14 protein-coding genes and 2 pseudogenes are annotated in these 15,754 nt (G+C 66.9%); 4 read left to right on the forward strand and 12 right to left on the reverse strand.

Annotated features, from left to right (window positions below):
* Positions 1-92 precede the first annotated feature (92 nt).
* From AB0I88_RS31270 to AB0I88_RS31280, 3 genes are all read right to left on the reverse strand, one after another.
* On the reverse strand, positions 93-491 hold the full coding sequence (locus tag AB0I88_RS31270) for an RDD family protein (RefSeq protein WP_361032719.1): 399 nt from the start codon (positions 489-491) through the stop codon (positions 93-95).
* Between the two features lie 458 nt (positions 492-949).
* Complete coding sequence (locus AB0I88_RS31275; RefSeq protein WP_361032722.1) at positions 950-2,467, reverse strand: ATP-binding protein; 1,518 nt, start codon at positions 2,465-2,467, stop codon at positions 950-952.
* Complete coding sequence (locus AB0I88_RS31280; RefSeq protein ID WP_361032725.1) at positions 2,431-2,910, reverse strand: hypothetical protein; 480 nt, start codon at positions 2,908-2,910, stop codon at positions 2,431-2,433. The genes AB0I88_RS31275 and AB0I88_RS31280 overlap by 37 nt, the downstream gene beginning before the upstream one ends.
* A gap of 44 nt (positions 2,911-2,954) precedes the next feature.
* Between AB0I88_RS31280 and AB0I88_RS31285 the strand changes: the two genes are divergently transcribed.
* Positions 2,955-3,503, forward strand: coding sequence for an STAS domain-containing protein (locus tag AB0I88_RS31285; RefSeq protein WP_361032728.1), 549 nt, complete (start codon positions 2,955-2,957; stop codon positions 3,501-3,503).
* 95 nt (positions 3,504-3,598) lie between these two features.
* Here AB0I88_RS31285 and AB0I88_RS31290 read toward each other — a convergent pair whose 3' ends face one another.
* From AB0I88_RS31290 to AB0I88_RS31315, 6 genes are all read right to left on the reverse strand, one after another.
* On the reverse strand, positions 3,599-4,876 hold the full coding sequence (locus tag AB0I88_RS31290; RefSeq protein WP_361032731.1) for a methyl-accepting chemotaxis protein: 1,278 nt from the start codon (positions 4,874-4,876) through the stop codon (positions 3,599-3,601).
* A gap of 283 nt (positions 4,877-5,159) precedes the next feature.
* Positions 5,160-5,354, reverse strand: a complete 195-nt coding sequence (locus tag AB0I88_RS31295; RefSeq protein ID WP_361032734.1) for a hypothetical protein — start codon at positions 5,352-5,354, stop codon at positions 5,160-5,162.
* Positions 5,355-5,636: 282 nt separating this feature from the next.
* Positions 5,637-8,180, reverse strand: coding sequence for an ATP-binding protein (locus tag AB0I88_RS31300; protein ID WP_361032737.1), 2,544 nt, complete (start codon positions 8,178-8,180; stop codon positions 5,637-5,639).
* Between the two features lie 297 nt (positions 8,181-8,477).
* On the reverse strand, positions 8,478-8,855 hold the full coding sequence (locus AB0I88_RS31305) for a response regulator (protein WP_361032740.1): 378 nt from the start codon (positions 8,853-8,855) through the stop codon (positions 8,478-8,480).
* Between the two features lie 50 nt (positions 8,856-8,905).
* Positions 8,906-9,376, reverse strand: coding sequence for a response regulator (locus tag AB0I88_RS31310; protein ID WP_361032743.1), 471 nt, complete (start codon positions 9,374-9,376; stop codon positions 8,906-8,908).
* Positions 9,377-10,089: 713 nt separating this feature from the next.
* Positions 10,090-11,154 carry an integrase core domain-containing protein gene (locus AB0I88_RS31315; protein WP_361032746.1) on the reverse strand — a complete coding sequence of 355 codons (1,065 nt, stop codon included), beginning with the start codon at positions 11,152-11,154 and terminating at the stop codon, positions 10,090-10,092.
* Between the two features lie 448 nt (positions 11,155-11,602).
* Between AB0I88_RS31315 and AB0I88_RS31320 the strand changes: the two are divergent.
* Both AB0I88_RS31320 and AB0I88_RS31325 read left to right on the forward strand, forming a co-directional pair.
* A pseudogene (locus AB0I88_RS31320) lies at positions 11,603-12,556 on the forward strand (DDE-type integrase/transposase/recombinase); the annotation flags it as partial.
* 292 nt (positions 12,557-12,848) lie between these two features.
* Positions 12,849-13,289: a hypothetical protein gene (locus tag AB0I88_RS31325; RefSeq protein ID WP_361032749.1), complete on the forward strand. Its 441-nt coding sequence runs from the start codon at positions 12,849-12,851 to the stop codon at positions 13,287-13,289.
* A 51-nt stretch (positions 13,290-13,340) separates the two neighbouring features.
* Here AB0I88_RS31325 and AB0I88_RS31330 read toward each other — a convergent pair whose 3' ends face one another.
* The 3 genes from AB0I88_RS31330 to AB0I88_RS31340 all read right to left on the reverse strand — a co-directional run bounded on the left by AB0I88_RS31330 (position 13,341) and on the right by AB0I88_RS31340 (position 15,242).
* Positions 13,341-13,469, reverse strand: a complete 129-nt coding sequence (locus tag AB0I88_RS31330; RefSeq protein ID WP_361032752.1) for a hypothetical protein — start codon at positions 13,467-13,469, stop codon at positions 13,341-13,343.
* A 50-nt stretch (positions 13,470-13,519) separates the two neighbouring features.
* Positions 13,520-14,065 carry a transposase family protein gene (locus AB0I88_RS31335; RefSeq protein ID WP_361032755.1) on the reverse strand — a complete coding sequence of 182 codons (546 nt, stop codon included), beginning with the start codon at positions 14,063-14,065 and terminating at the stop codon, positions 13,520-13,522.
* Positions 14,066-14,753: 688 nt separating this feature from the next.
* On the reverse strand, positions 14,754-15,242 hold the full coding sequence (locus tag AB0I88_RS31340; protein ID WP_361032758.1) for an LLM class flavin-dependent oxidoreductase: 489 nt from the start codon (positions 15,240-15,242) through the stop codon (positions 14,754-14,756).
* A 202-nt stretch (positions 15,243-15,444) separates the two neighbouring features.
* On the opposite strand from AB0I88_RS31340, the pseudogene AB0I88_RS31345 reads away from it, so the two are divergent.
* Positions 15,445-15,648, forward strand: a pseudogene (locus AB0I88_RS31345) (hypothetical protein); the annotation flags it as partial.
* Positions 15,649-15,754: the final 106 nt, after the last annotated feature.

Genomic DNA, 15,754 nt, shown 5'->3' on the forward strand with positions numbered 1-15,754 from the left:
AGACCGCCCATAGCTCTGGCTCCGCACCGTGCAGGGCCGGCGGGGGCTCCTGGCGCAACGGGAGCGCGGCAGACCCCAAGCCCGAAAGCTTTCTAGCGGTATATCACGATGGTGTCGGCCATCCGGTCGTGCAAAGTACGGTGCCGGTCACCGAAGACCATCAGCGCGTCGATCAGCGAGAAGATCCCGAGGGTCACAGCGCCGAAGACGTAGCTGCAGACGAACTTCAAGAAGAGTTCGCGGTACGCCATCCGGCTCCAGGCCACCGGCAGGCCGGTTCGGGCATCGGCGACCACATGGCCAAGGATCTGCCGGGCCGGAGTCTGACCGCGTTCAAAGATCCAGGATGCCCAGACAAGCCAGCCGATGCCGGCGGTCACGCCGATGAGTAAGCCATCTATGACTTGTGCGCCAAGTCGACCGGCGGGGCTTACTAGTCGCCGAGTCGTTTCGACCTGGGAGTGGGTCGCGTCGACCGTTGCCTGGCTCATCCGATTCCTTCCTTCGGGTATCGCATGCTGTCCTTCGGGTATCGCATGCTGTGTGCGTCGCGACCCTACTCGATCATGGTTGTGGGTCGGCTCGAACCACAACCAGCGGCGGCGGGATGCCTCAGCGGGCGTCGTCTGGACCACTCTGCTCGCCCGGTCAGTGTCGAGCTGGGTGTCTCATGCGGCCGCAGGCACCGCGCGTTGGTCTCGTTTCTGCCCGCGCCCGGTGCACGCACCAGCTGTCATCCGGTGAGTCGCTGCTGACGATGCGGCGGGCTCTCCGCGACCATGTGTTGGAGCCAGAGGTTGAGCAGGTGGTGGCTGCTGACCCGATCTGTTCGGAATGACGAGCTTCGCTGCGTATCGTGCGGTTGGGTCATCACGGATGCTACGCATTGCGTGGTGATGATCGGACCACGCTTCGGCCTGTCGGTGGAGCGTGCTTCAGCTCGCAGGTATCACTTCTCGCCGGTTGCGGCCATGGTGGTTGCGGCGAGTTTGTGGAGGAGTTCGCCGGCGCTGAACGGTTTTTCGATGAAGGCGATGTCGTCGGCGAGGACGTGGGTGGTGCCGAGGAGACCGTTGCTGTAGCCGGACATGTAGAGCACCGGTAGGTCGGGGTCGCGGTCGTGGAGTAGCTCGGTGAGCCGGGGTCCGGACATCTCGGGCATGATGACGTCGGTCAGCAGGATGTCGCAGCCGTGCTCGTCGTAGAGCGTCAGTGCTTGCGGACCGTTGGCGGCGGCGATGACGTGGTATCCGCCGTTGGTGAGGATCCGGGTGACGACGCGGGCCAGGGCCGGCTCGTCCTCGACGACGAGCACGGTGCGGCCGTCGCCGGGTGCTGGTGCCTGGTCGATGGTGGGGCGGGTTTCTGCCGCGGTGGGGGTTGTCATCAGTGGCAGGTAGATGCGGAAGGTGGTGCCGATGCCGGGTTCGGAGTAGACGTTGATGCTGCCGCCGGCTTCGGTGATGATGCCGTAGACGGTGGCCAGGCCGAGCCCGGTGCCTTTGCCCTGCGGTTTGGTGGTGTAGAAGGGCTCGAAGATCCGTGCGACGGTCTCGGCGGACATGCCTTCACCGGTGTCGCTGACCAGCAGCCGGGCATAGGTGCCGGCGGGCAGCGGTGGTTGCATGTCGACTTCGGTGCCGTCGAGGATTGCCGTGTTGGCTTCCAGCACCAGCGTGCCGCCGTCGGGCATGGCGTCGCGGGCGTTGATCGCGAGGTTGAGCAGGACCTGCTGGATCTGTCCGGGGTCGGCGTGCACCGTCAGCGGTTGCGCCGAGGGCCGGGTGATCAGGGTGATGTGCTCGCCGATGGTGCGCTGCAGCATCGCGCAGGCCTCGCCGATGGAGGCGTTCAGGTCGACGTCCTGGGGTTGGATGGCGTCGCCACGGGTGAAGGTCAGTAGTTGCCGCGTCAGGTTGGTGGCCCGGTCCAGCGCCGTGCGTGCCTGTTTCAGGTCCGCTTGCACGTGCGGGCGGTCGGTAGTCTCCTCGATGGCGAAGTCGGTGTAGTTCGCGACGATCGCCAGGATGTTGTTGAAGTCGTGCGCCACACCGCCGGCGAGTTTGCCGAGGCTCTCCATCCGCAACGCCTGGTTGGTGCGCTGTTCGATGGCGCGCTGCCGTTCGGCGGCTTCCTTGGCCGCGGTGATGTCGCGGGCGATCGCCGAGATGCCGATCACGGTGCCGCCCTGGTCCAGGATCGGGGTGATCGTCAGCGCCAGGTCCACCGGGACACCGCCTTTACGCAGCCGGCGTGCTTCGTAGGATTGCGCGCCGGCGCCGTGGCGGATCCGCGCGAGCACGTCCGCCTGGTGTTCGGCACCGGACTGGTCGGCCAGCACGGTGGCGGGTCGGCCCAGCATCTCCGCAGCCGTGTAGCCGAACAACCTCTCCGCGCCGTGGTTCCAGGCGGTGATCAACCCTTCCGGGGTCAGGCCGACGATCGCGTCGTCGCTGTGCTCGACCACGGTCGCGAGGGTGGCGCGTTGCGCCTCGGCCAAATCATGCGCGGCGCGTTCGCGGGCGGCGGCTTCGTCGAGGCGGTGCTGACCCAGGGGTCGACGTAGATGGCCCCTTCGCCCAGCAGTACCCGGTAACCCCGTCGTAGGCTCCAGTAGTAGATGCCCGCCGCGGCGGTGAGCACGTCCCACAGAGCCGACGTCCACGTCCAACCGACTGTTGCGCCCGGCATGTGATGCATCGTGGGGCCCTGGACGATGGTCAGGTATGCCATCACCGCGTGCAGCGCATGGCCTACCGCGCAACTGAAGAAGATCATGGAGGTGGCCACGGCCAGCTTGTTGGTGCGCAACTGCCCGGCCCGCGCAACCGGGACCACGATAGCCACCATAATCGAGGCGTACGCCACCGTGATCACCATGTTCGCCAGCAAGAAGACCTGTTCCGGCACGTCTGCTGAATCGGACGGCCAGTCCTCATTCTGAGGACTTCCTCGTGACACCCCACACCACCAGCATCACGTCGCTCGCCTGCTGTCGTGGTGATACACGATTGTCACTACTGTCCGAGTCGGCGAGGACGACGCGGGCCGCCGTTTCGAACTGTTGCGATAGCTGTTACAAACCGGATGTGACAGAACTCTTCGCCATCGGCCAGCGATGGGAGACCGGCGAGGACGGCCGCACGACGGTGATCCTGGTGTTGACCGGTGAGTTCGACATCGAGGCGGCAGAAGAACTCACCGGCGCTGTCGTCGGCGCCGTCGAGGACTCCCGAACTGACGCCGTGACCGTCGACCTCGCCGGTACCACCTTCATCGATTCGAAGGCTATCGGGGCAGTCCTGACGGGATACACGGCCGCGCGGTCTGCGGACATGACGTTTCGCCTGGTCAACGCGACAGGGGTCGTACGCCGGATGTTGGAGGTCATCGGGTTGCTCGATTCTCCCGGCCCGTACGACAACGACACTCACAGCCCGGCCGCCGCTGTCCGACCACTGCAGGAGCACCCAGACGCACCCGGTGCGGCGACCGAGCCGTGAGGTACCAACGCCATCGGCCCGGTGGAGAGGGGCCTCGAAGTCGCCAGGGGCGGGGAAGCCGCTGGCCGAGGGCGTCGGGCAACCCGGTCAATCCGTCACCCGGACGCAGTCGTCCGCGGGTTTGTCGACGCGCTGCCTGCCGTTAGCGCTTCCAGCCCGGTCAGGACCTGGTTGGCTGCGGCGGTGGCGGTGGACAGCTGGGTGGTGACCTCGGCGAGAACGGCCGCCTGTTGCTCCACTGATGAGGCGATGTTGAGTTGCAGCTGATGGATGTCGTCGACGGCACCGGTGGTGGCCGAGAACGTCTGCGCCACGTCGTCGGTCTCGGCGACGATGGTGGTGATCACCGCGTTGACACGCTCCACCGAAGTCGCGGTCTCTCTGGCCAGGTCCTTGACCTCACCGGCCACCACCGCGAAGCCCTTGCCGATCTCGCCGGCGCGGGCGGCCTCGATGGTGGCGTTGAGCGCGAGCAGGTTCGTCTGTTCCGCCAGGGAAGCGATCAGCGCGTTCACCGCGGAGATCTCCCCTACCGAACGTTCCAGTTGCTGCACCTTCGCACCAGCCGACGCGGCCGCGTCCTTACCGTTCGCGGCTGTCGTGGCGGCCCGCGCCGACCGCGCCGCGATGTCATTGACCGAGGCGGTCAAAGCGGCCAGCTCACGATCCACCGCGGCCACCGCGGAGATCGCCGCGTGCGCCTCCATGCTGATCGTCGCGATCTCAGCGGTGATCCGCCGCGCCTGCTCGGCGGTCTGCTCCGACCGCATCCGCAGTTCCTCGGCAGCGCGTTCTGCGGCTTGCCGCTCCGCCTGCTCCTGTTCCTGCCGGGCCTGATCTGCCTGCCGGGCCAGGGCCTCGTTCTCGTGTTCGGCCTGTTCGGCGAAACGCCAGAACACCACGATGCCGACCACTTCGAGAGTCACCAGGCCGGCGTGTACGGCGACTTCGACCAGCGCGTCCGCCGTGGGCATGTGGTGCGTGCCGAACACCCGGTCCGGGGCGATCAGACCGACCACAGCGTGATGGACGACGACCACCACGATCGCCGACACCAGCGGCGCCCACTGCTGGTAGAGCGCCACGAAGATCAGCACGGCGTAGAGGTGGATGTGCGCCGACATCGCACCCCCGGAGAGCTCGATCGCGATGAACGTACAGGCGATCAGTCCGACACTGGTGTGCGACGCCTTCGCCTTGGCGCTGCGAAGCAACGGCACCAGCCCAGCCCACACCGCCAGAGCGGCCACCAAACCCATGGTCTCCCACGCCGGGCGGGGTCCGAGGACCCCCAACACCAGGAAGGCCGGGGCGTGCAGCCACAGCAGCCGGCTGACGATCCGGTGCCGGGCCAGCCACGAAGCCTCGGACAACCGGGCACCGCGCGGAAGCGTGAAGGAAGACTCCATAACCCCTTGATCGGCCGGAACTCGGTCACCTTGATCCGCTAAGCGAACACCGGTTGAAAAGCCTCAAAAGCCCTACCAATACTCACGAAACGTCAGCAGAGCTGCTGCCGTCGTGACACCAGCAGTCTTGGGCCGCATAGCCAGCGATTCCCGTACGCGTGTACTCCGCGCCGGCCGGTCGTGCCGCAGCGAGGCTCATGCGCCGGCGACTCTCGGCGACGGGACCCGACGTGGCGATGCGGTCGAGCTATCTGCGATATTCCTCCTCGTCGGTCACCACGATCTGCTGCTGCTCGACGGCATCAGCGGCGTCTGCCTCCAACGAGGGTGCTGCCGGTGCCGGCTCCTCGCTTGTCTCGATCACCGGCATGACCTGCTCGACGGCATCCGCCTCGGCCGACTCCCTCGACAGGCCGCCCAGCCCGGGATCCACCGTGTCCACCGCAGTCCCCTCCTCGCGTCGATTCCTCTCTGGCGTTTTCCCATCCTGCGGGGGACATAACGCTTGTCACCGATCACAAGCGGAACAGGTCGCGCAACTGACGAGGAGATGATCACGGGCCCGTTGGGGCGGTTCACGTTGTTGGCTGGTGCGGCTGCGTCGTCGTGACGGTATCCGGCATCGGCCCTCGACGCCGACGACTTGTCGGACGCTGCGGCTGCCGAACCTGGAAGTACACGGGCACAGTTGCTGCGGACAGCCGAGATGGATAAGGATGAATCCCTACCGGCCGGGGCCTCGGCTGCTCTGTACCGCGGCCGGGGTCGGCTCGGATGCGGCTGTGATGGCGGTCTGGTCGGTGGTGGGCAGGGTGAAGTGGATGCGGGTACCGCCGCCGGGGTTGTCGGCGGCGGTGATGGTGCCGTGGTGTCGGTCGACGATGCGCTGGCAGATTGCCAGGCCCAGGCCGGTACCGGGGCGGTTGCCGTGGTTACCGGCGCGGCGGAACGAGGCGAAGACGTGGGGTTTCTCGTTGTCGGGGATACCAATGCCGCGGTCGGCGATGACGATGCGGTGGTGACTGTCGCCGGGCCTGCGGTGAGCGGAGATGTCGATGCGGGCGGGCTGGCCGGGCAGGGTGTATTTGAGGGCGTTGCCGATCAGGTTGTCCAGTAGCTGCCGGATCATCGCCGTATCGGCGTGCACGGTGGGCAGCGGGCCGGTGTAGATGTCGGGGAACAGCACCGGTCGCCCGTCGCTGCCGTGGGTGCGCAGGTGGGCGGTGCGTTCGGCGATCACGTCGGCGACGATGGCATTGAGGTCGACCGGCTGCAGGTTCAGAGCGGCGTCACGGGCGGTGGCGTAGGAGAGCAGGTCGTCGATGAGCCTGCGCATCCGGTCCACGCCGCCAGTGATGCGGGCCAGCATGGATCGCACTGTTGCGCTGGTGTCGGCGGGTAGTTCGTCGTCGAGGATCTCCGCGTAGCCGGCGACGGCGGCGAGGGGAGCTTTCAGGTCGTGGGCGGCGACGCCGGCGAATGCTTGCAGGTCGGCTTCGCGTTCGCGTAGCGCGGTGACGTTGTAGGAGGCGGCGACTGCCCCGATCAGCTGTCCGGTGGTATCGGTGAGTGGGCGGGCGTGCAGCAGTACCGCCTTGGTGCTGCCGTCGGGCAGAGCGATTTCGGCTTCCATGCCGTCGACGTGCTCGCCCCGCAACGCCCGCATCAGTGGCGTGTCCTCGACGGCCACAGGGACGCCGTCGGGATGCGTCAGACCGATCCGTGGGGTGGCGGTGGCGACGGTGTGCGCGTCCGGGCCGTCGGGCAGTGCGCCGCGGGCGGTGCGGTTGGCGTGCACGATCGTGCCGCTGGTGTCGCAAGTGATCACGGTGACGTCGATGGCGTCGAGAACCTGGGTCAGGTACGCCTGCTGGGCCTGCAACGCGTCGTGGGCTTGCCGTAGCTCGTCGCGGTGGCGGCGTTCGGTGGTGATGTCGTGCAGGAGCAGCACGGCGCGCACGCCGCCGTGTTGGTCGTCCAGGCGGGTGCCGGTCGCCGTCACGATCTGGCCGTCGGGTACGTCCGGGTTGCGTATCAGCATCTCGTGCACGGCGTGGCCCTCGCCGGCGATGATTCGGGCGTAGGCGCTCTCGTGGTCGGCCATCGGACTGCCGTCGGGGTGGAATAGGCCGTAGAAGCCGGTGTCGGTGAGCTGATCGCCGGGGCCGGTACGGCCGCCGAGCATCCGTGCTGCGGCCTCGTTACGCAGCAGCACGTGCCCCTCGGCGTCGATCACCGCGAGACCGTCGGCCATCGAGTCGATGATCGCCCGGTTGAGGGCGGCGCTCTGCGCGGCCTCCTCCTTCTCAGCGACCAGCTGAGCCATCAGTGTCCGGCGTTCGTCACGCCCCAGGGCCAGGGCGAGGCCGATCACGGCCACCATGCCGACGAACACCTGCGCGACCAAGGCCCGGGTCGCGTGGTCGCCGATCGCGGCGAACGTGCCGGAGCCGTACAGCGTGAACAGCACCGCGACGGCGCCGACGACCAGGTCGTGGCAGACCACGAAGGTGGTCGGCATTCGCAGCCCTGCCCACACGGTGACCGCGATCAGTAGGAACGCCACTGGCAGGCCCTGCACCACGGCGAACGCCAGCCAGTACGCCAGCGCCGAGCACCCGATTAGCGCCGTGTATTCGGCAACGCGCAACCCGCTGCTCGCCCGCAACGCCGTGCGTGCCCACCGGCCCGCATCGTGCCAGGCCCAGCGCGTGGGACGGTTGTGCCAGGCATAACTGATACGCAGACCGACCGCGCCGATCAGCAGGACACTGGCGGTGTTGCGAGCCAGCCACACCGCACCGGACGACCAGGCGAAGTGCCCGTTGATCAGCCACAGGCCGGTGGTGCCGATAGCGGCGCCGACGCCGGTGCTGGCCGTGGCCGCGCCCAGCAGCAGCCACAGGTCCCGCAGCCGGGTCAGCTCCTGGCGGCCGTCGGCGATCCACAGCGCTGGCTGCCAGCAGCGGAACAACCACAGGAACAGTCCGATCTGGGCGAGGTTGGCCAACAGGAACACCACCGTGAGCCGGCCGCTGGCACCGGTTGCGAGATTCACCGTCACGGTGATCGCGACGAGCGCGGCGACATCCGCCCAACGGGCTCGGGCATGGCGCTGGGCACAGAACCACACCACCAGGACGCCGGCCGCCGGCCACACCATGCTCAGGTTCGTGCCGTCCATCACCGTCTGCCGCCCGGCGACGGTAGCCAGTACATACGCGAGCGCGAACAGGCCCGTACGCATCAACGATCTACCGACCGTCACCTCGCACCTCCGACGCGCCTGTCCAAGCGTGACTCCGTCGACCCTGATCGGCACGTGAACGGATCAAATGAGCCCTGGCAGGTGCCGAGCCCACAGACAACCCCACGAGGTCTGGCACGATTGCCGTCACCGAAGATCTGCCGCCCACGGCCACGACCGGCTCTGCGTCCAACCTCCACCGCTACACCGACCCCGCCCGAGCACATCACCGCTGACTACGTCGATAACCTGGAGAAGACGCGGGCCGACCCCCGCTTGCCACGAAACGCTCGGCGCCCCGGCGTGCATGTCCGCTAGTCAGCTCGTTGATGGCCGGTCACGTAAGAGTTCCTCTACGCGATCAATCAGTTCGCCGCGGCGGAAAGGCTTCACCAGAATGGCACTGGCTTGAGCGTCGAACGGCCGCCGATCGCCGGGCAGGAGGCTTCCGCTGACGAGTAGCACAGGAAGACTGGCGGTCCGCGGATCGGACCGCAGGACCCGGCACAAGTCCAGGCCGGACATCACCGGCATGTCGATATCACTAACGACGAGATGCGGTACACGTGTGAGGACCGCCTGAAGGCCCGCAGCGCCGTCCGGGGCTTCCACAACCGTGTGGCCGGCCCGGCGCAGCATCTGTGCAGTGATGGCTCGGATGTCGTCATCGTCTTCCACCAGCACGATCTCGCCCATCAAGCCCTCGTACTCAGCTCAGGGGCAAGAAAGTATGCCGCCAAGCACTGTTACGGGCACAGCCGCCATGCCTGCCTCCGGGGAGTACCCATGGGCCGGCTGCTGGCCGGAACGGCGATAGGGTTCTGATCGGTGGCTGGCGCTGCCGCGAACTTGCCGGTGATGACGTCGCGCATTTCGGCCACCAGCCGCCGCGGCGTGACAGGCTTCGGCAGGTACCGGTCGGCACCGACTCTGAGCCCCGCCTCCATATCATGCTGATGGACGTTGGCGGACACCATGAGAATCGCGGTACGACTGTCGCCGGTCTTGCGTACCAGACGGCACAGCTCGATGCCGTTCATGTCCGGCATCAGCACATCGGTGATCAAGGCAACCGGCCGGGCGGTATGCAAGATCCGCAGGGCGGTCCGCCCGTCGCGCGCGCCCACCGTCCGATAACCGGCTGACTCCAGCGAGAAGGACAGCAGCTCACGCACATCGCGGTCATCTTCGGCGATCAAGACGAGATTCTGATTCATCAAGGCACCTCCTGTGCGCCGTTCCGGTTCATCGGCCACACCGTCGGCGAGACAACGACGACGCCGGTTGCATCAGCGAAGCAATCACCGCGACAAAGCCAGAGCGCCACCTACCCGATACGGTCAGGCCGTTACATCCAGGACGTGTCCGGGCCGTAGCTGGCGAACGCGGGCCTGGTTGTCCTGAACAGCAGCCCAATCCGCAGCAATGACCCGCTGATCGGCCCCGCTAGCGATATCGGCGGCCAACCGCCGCTGGCTTCCGCTCAACCGCGTCCAAGCCGCATAGGAGGTCCAGCTGGATCCGGCCGACGTACCGAGACTCAGCAACATGACTTACCTCCATCGGATTGTCGTGATTAGCTGCTGATCGACCTATCGGCGAGAACCGCGAGTCGATGAAGCCACCGCCAGGAGCAGAACAGTTGCACCCCGGCCACCGTGGGCTCTCGACGCTTCGACTTCGTTCGTCGGCAGTCCTCCGGGCGGGCCTTATATCAATCAACTGGGGTGTTTGGTCGAGAAACGATGAACGGGCATTCAGAAGTCCAACACGTCATCCGGGTCCAGGGCAGCAGCCCTCGCGGTGCGGCGGTATAGAGCAGATCGGTATCGGTCCTTACCAGGACTTCTCATCCGGAGTAGTCGGGCTGAGAGCCTGTACCGTGCCAAAACCCTGTACATGGCCGTGAGCTGGCACTCTGAATATCGTTTCAGGCTGCCCGGTGGTATTCGTTGATCACGCCGCCGAGACGTTGTCGGCGGCGTACCGGAGCGTCCATGGCGATCACGATGGCCGGGTCGTGGTTGGGCGGCAGCTGTTGCCGGCCTTGATGCGGGCGGTGATTGCTGAAGTGGTCCACGTACTCGCTGATCACCGCGAGGGCGTGTCGTTCGTGGTAGATCAGCAGCCGGTCGGTGCACTCTGCACGCAGGCTGCGGCCCCAGCGTTCGATGTAGCAGTTCGCCCGCGGCGTCCGCGGCGGGATCTTGACCACGGTGATGCCCTCGGCAGCGAAGACCTCGTCGAACGCGGCGCTGTACTTGCCGTCCCGATCTCGGATCAGGAACCGGAACCGACCGGCACGGTCGCCGAGGTCCATGGCGAGGTTGCGGGCCTGCTGGACGACCCAGCTGTGATCCGGGTTAGCGGTGACCCCGAGCAGGTGGACGCGACGGGTGGCCACCTCCATCACCACCAGTACGTACAAACGTCGCAGCAGAATCGTGTCGACGTGGAAAAAATCGATCGCCAGCAGACCGTGCGCTTGCGCGCGCAGGAACGTCTGCCAGCTGGTGTCCACTTCACGGGGTGCCGGGCCGAGGCGCCGGGTGGCGAGGATGCGGCGGATCGTGCCCGCGCCGATATGGTGGCCCAGCCGTAGCAGCTCACCCTGAATGCGCCGATGTCCCCACCGTGGGTTCTCTCGGGCGAGACGCCGGACCAGGTCACGGATCTCGTCGCTGATCCGAGGCCGACTTGCCTTACGCGGATGAGTCCAGCGCCGGCGCAGCAGCCACCGGTGCCAGCCGAGCAGCGTGGCAGGGGTGACCAGCCGGTGAGCCCGAACAGCGGCAGGCAGGAGCCGGCCCAGCGCGGACAGGATGGCGCGGTCCGGCCAGGACAGCCGGGGCCGACCCTTCAACTGTCGGCGGAGTACCGCCACCTCATGACGTAGGACGAGAACCTCTGCGACCACCGCGGTCTCGCTACGAACCAGCAACCCGAGAGCACCGACCAGCCGGATCATCATCAAGTACACCAGCCGAACCAACATACTGATGATCCTCGACGTAAAACGAGAAATCCCAGCTTACCGGGTGTGCGACGACTTCTGGCACGGTACAGGGATTCAGGACTGCCGAGAGGATGGTGATTGCTGGTGAGAAGTCAGCGGATGACATTCATCGCGCTGGGTATCGTGATCGCCGCAGTGATCTTCGGTATCCTTATTAGTGAGTTCATCTAGTCCGCTAGCGTTGATTTCATGTGCAGATGAGCGGGACCGAACCCCTACCGCCAAGCCGCCGACGGGCCCGCAACTTCGCCTACGACCGGCTTAACCGGCAGGTAAACCGCTACGACGCCCAGTGGTGTATGGCTATGCGGCAGGGCTGGTCAACGGTGACCTCACCAAGTTCGGCAAACGCTGGTACGACCCCAAAACCGGCCGCTTCACCCAGCAAGACAACCTCAACATCATCGGCGGTGCCGGGACGACGACCCGGGCCGCAGCGGCGATGACCGGAATCGCCCGGTCCAGCGCCGACCGGGCCCGGCACCGGCCGAGCCCTTCGACGCGGTCTCGGACCGTGCCGGCCAACGCGCTCACCACGGCCGAACGCGAGCAGGTCCTGCGGCTGCTGGACAGCCCGCAGTTCGTCGATGCTGCTCCGGCGCAGGTCTACGCCGCCCTGCTCGACCAGGGCGTCTACGTCGGCTCGATCGCCACGATGTACCGGATCCTGCGTGAGCACCGGCAGGTCCGTGAGCGTCGCCGGCTGGCCCGGCATCCGGCCCGCACCCGGCCGGAGCTGGTCGCTACAGGGCCACGGCAGGTGTTCAGCTGGGACATCACGAAACTGGCCGGCCCGGCGAAGGGCTCGTACTTCGATGCCTACGTGATGATCGACGTCTACTCGAGGTACATCGTCGGTGTCCGCGTGCACGCCCGCGAGTCGGGGCCGCTGGCCGCGTCGATGATGCGGGAGATCTTCGATGTCCACGGCGTTCCGCACGTGGTCCACGCTGACCGGGGCACGTCGATGACCTCGAAATCGGTGGCTGACCTGCTTGAAGACCTGACCGTGACCCGGTCGCACTCACGGCCGAAGGTGTCCAACGACAATCCGTACAGCGAGGCCTGGTTCAAGACGTTGAAGTACGCGCCGGTCTTCCCGGACCGGTTCGCGTCCCTCGCGGCCGCCCGGGCGTTCATGACCGACTTCGTGACCTGGTACAACAACTGTCACCGGCACTCCGGGATCGGTCTGCACACCCCGGCCGAGGTCCACCACGGCCGCCACCTCACGGTCCGGGCCGCCCGGGAGGACACCCTCGCAGCGGCCCGCGCAGCGAATCCGGAACGGTTCAGCACCGACCGGCTCCTACCGAAGATCCTCGAACTGCCCGAACAGGTCTGGATCAACAAACCCGAGCCGGAACCTCAGGCCGCATAACTCCCGTTGGCCTCAAATCCTTGACACGTTCCGCCGCACCGACGAACGCTGTACCGGAGCCGCGTCGACAGCCAGCATGCCGATCGTGCCGGGGTTCGGATGACCGTCTGATCTACCGTGATCAACCATGCAGCGACGGTCCCTTGCTCTCGGCGCCCTGTTCCTCCTGGCCGGCTGCTCCGCGCCCGCCGAACCCACTCCCGCCGTGCCCACTCTTGCCGAGCCAACACCCGAGCCAGCCGTGTGTACGTCGGGACAGACGACGTTCGGGACCGTGTCAAGAAGCCCGCTGTTGACCGGCATAACGCCGGTGCTCGATGCAGTCACCAAAGGCATGACGCTCGACGAGCCGTATACCCAGCTCAACACCCGGACGGCCACGGTGCAGGCCGGCCCGCCGGTGCCGGCGGAGGAAATCTACCGCCAGATGGTGGCCACATACGCAGAGGAACGGCGGCCGCTGGTCGCTTACGGCACCGTGCACCGCCCTGCTACAGGCGACTCCTCGACCTTCTTCTGGACCGGGCGCTTCGTGGGGTACGTATGGATCCGAGCCGTCGACGTACCGTTTCGCTACAGCTGCGACGGCGTAACGAACGAAGGCACGGTGATCTCGTGGGAATCGGTCGGTAGGGGTGGCGTCCTGAACTGCGCTAGGCAGGACATCAAAGCCAGCGCCCATGAGACCGAGATGATGCGCCAGGTTCGCGAACTACGCTGCGGCGAAAGCTGAACCTCGGCTGCGTCGCAGGCACTGACACCATGAGCCCTATTCAGAACGTCGTCAGGCGCGTGTCCGGTAGATCTCAAGATTCGTGACGGTGCGTAGCACGTCGGGGAACTCGGAGATCCGGCCGCGGTAGCCGAGGTCGAGGATCTTCCAGTTGACCAGGTGCGAGATGGCGCGTTCCACGGCAGCACGCAGGCTGTTCAACGCTCGGTTGCAGCTCTTGCGGACCTCGGTCAACGGACGGCCGGGCGGCTTGCGGTACGGCGTCGTGGCTCGCAGCCGAGGTAGCCCTTGTCGGCGAGCATGCCCGGCCCGCCGTCGGCGAGGTGAGCGGCCCACCGTTCAGGCAGCCCAGATGCGGTGAATGCGACGCTGTCGTGCCGTGCGCCGCCGATCGGCGTTCCGGTGTCGACGAGCCGGCCGTCCAGGTCGGCGATGACCTGCACGTTCATGCCGGACAGGCGATGCTTGCCGGAGAACAGGTCCGTCCGGTCAGTGCGTTCGCCGGTCGGCGCGACGAACCCGTCGAGCAGCACCGCACCCAGCCGGGCCCGCTGCACCGCCTGCGCGGCGACTGCGGCCGTGGCCTGCTCCAGCAGCGGCCTGATCATGCGGAACACCCGCGAGACCGTCGGCTGTGAACACCCGAACAGCTCACCCGCGACGTCCTGGACGTTGTCGTGCCGCAGCAGGAACAAGGTCAGCACCACCGCCCGGTGCAGGTCCAGGATCTTGCGACGGCCCTTCTTCGGCTGCCAGTCACCCACAAGGGTGGACACCGTCAGAATCAGGGCTGCGAGTTGGTCCGGGCGCAGCCCGGTCATACGCTCACTACGCGGCGGTCGTCCACCGAGGTACTCCTGAGTCCACACAACCCAGGCGAACCCTCACCGGACGACCGCCGTTACGCATCGTCACCCTCACGCGGGACCGCGCCACTGCCTCCAGCCCTGTTCTGAATAGGGCTCCATGCTCAAAGCCAGGTGCACTCATCTGGCCGGTCGTGGCCATCGCGACCATCGGTCGACCGAGGCGTCTTCTCGTGCCGGAAAGATTGCACCGATGGAGCCACGGCGAGCGGTGTCACGAGCGCAAACCGCTGGCGCGGCAGCATTCGGCCTGAAATGGACGTTGATGGAGCCTCCGCCGCAGCGCCGCTCATCGCCGCAGAATGGCCACGGTCGGGTGGTACCAACGGCTGATGTCAGTTACGGCCGCCGGGGTCATGTGCTCCGACCGGTCCTACAATCATTCGGGTCTTCGCGGCAGTATGCCCGTCTTGCGGATGCAGGCTCAACTCGCTGCGCGGAGCCGTTCGGGACGCCAGCGCGTTCGGTCGTACCGCGATCGGTTCCGGGCGTGATCAAGTCAGAAGGCCGTCCGCGTCGACTTTCTGTCTTGGGCGTGCCGATCAGGCAGCCGGGCCGAGGGCCTGAGGCCCGCCGGGCGTCCGCCGGGGCCGCCAGGTCACTGTCGAAGGTTGAAGGCATCGGCGAGTAGGCGGTACGCGCTGACGCGTTCCCCGATCTCCGGCAGCAACATGTTGATCATTACCTCGTCGACGTCGTGGATGGCGGCCATGGTGGTGATGGTCTCGCGCACCTGGCGGGGGTCGCCGACCACGATCGCTCGGCTGTTGCGGGTGGCACGGGTGCGTTCGGCGGCCGTCCAGTGGTGCCGGTCGGCCTCGCCGGCGGGCGGCAGCGGCTCGTCGGCACCGAGGTCCTTGCGGCTGCGCCACAGCAGGTAGTCGGCGGCCTGGGCCTCGGCGGCGGACACCGTCGCGGCGACGAAGACCCGGACCGCCAGCATCCGGGGTGCGCCCGCGGCGGCGGACCGGAACATGTCCAGGCTGGTGCGGCTGCCGTCAGGGTTGAGGAAGTGGCCGTAACAGTAGCCGAGCAGCTGCCGGGCGGCGATCTCGGCGGCCGTCGTGCCGCTTCCGAGCAGCCACACGTCCGGTCCGGCGCCGGCCGTGCGGGTGTGGCGCAGCCGGGCCAGGGGCTTCAGCGCACCGGCCGGGATCGGGGTCGTCGAGATCTTCCTCGCCGTCACACTGGTCGGCGGCTGGCTGCTGTACACCCTGGTGGAACGGCCGATGATGCGCCGCTGGAGCCGGCCGAGGACGCCGATCCCGCCAGCGGCGAAGTCGCTGCCCTTGGCCTACGCGATCCTGGACGGCGCGCTGATCCCGATCGACCGGGTCGCCGACCAGAAGCCGTACTACTCCGGCAAGCGCAAACGCCACGGCGTGACCTGGAAGATCCTGGCCAAGCTTCGCTGCTGCCCGCGCCGCGCCACCGCGATCGTGCAGGCCATCCTCGTTCTGCACCACGTCGAGGCCGACCGCTACGCAGGATGAATAAGCCTCAGTGAGCTGATCTCAGCAACGCGAATGTGTTGATTGGTGCGACACGGGCGAAGGCGGCGAGATCGGGCGATGCTGGAAGAGGACGCGGAGCCCTCGG

Origin of the sequence: Actinoplanes sp. NPDC049802, assembly GCF_040656595.1 — a bacterium.
Lineage (GTDB): Bacteria > Actinomycetota > Actinomycetes > Mycobacteriales > Micromonosporaceae > Actinoplanes.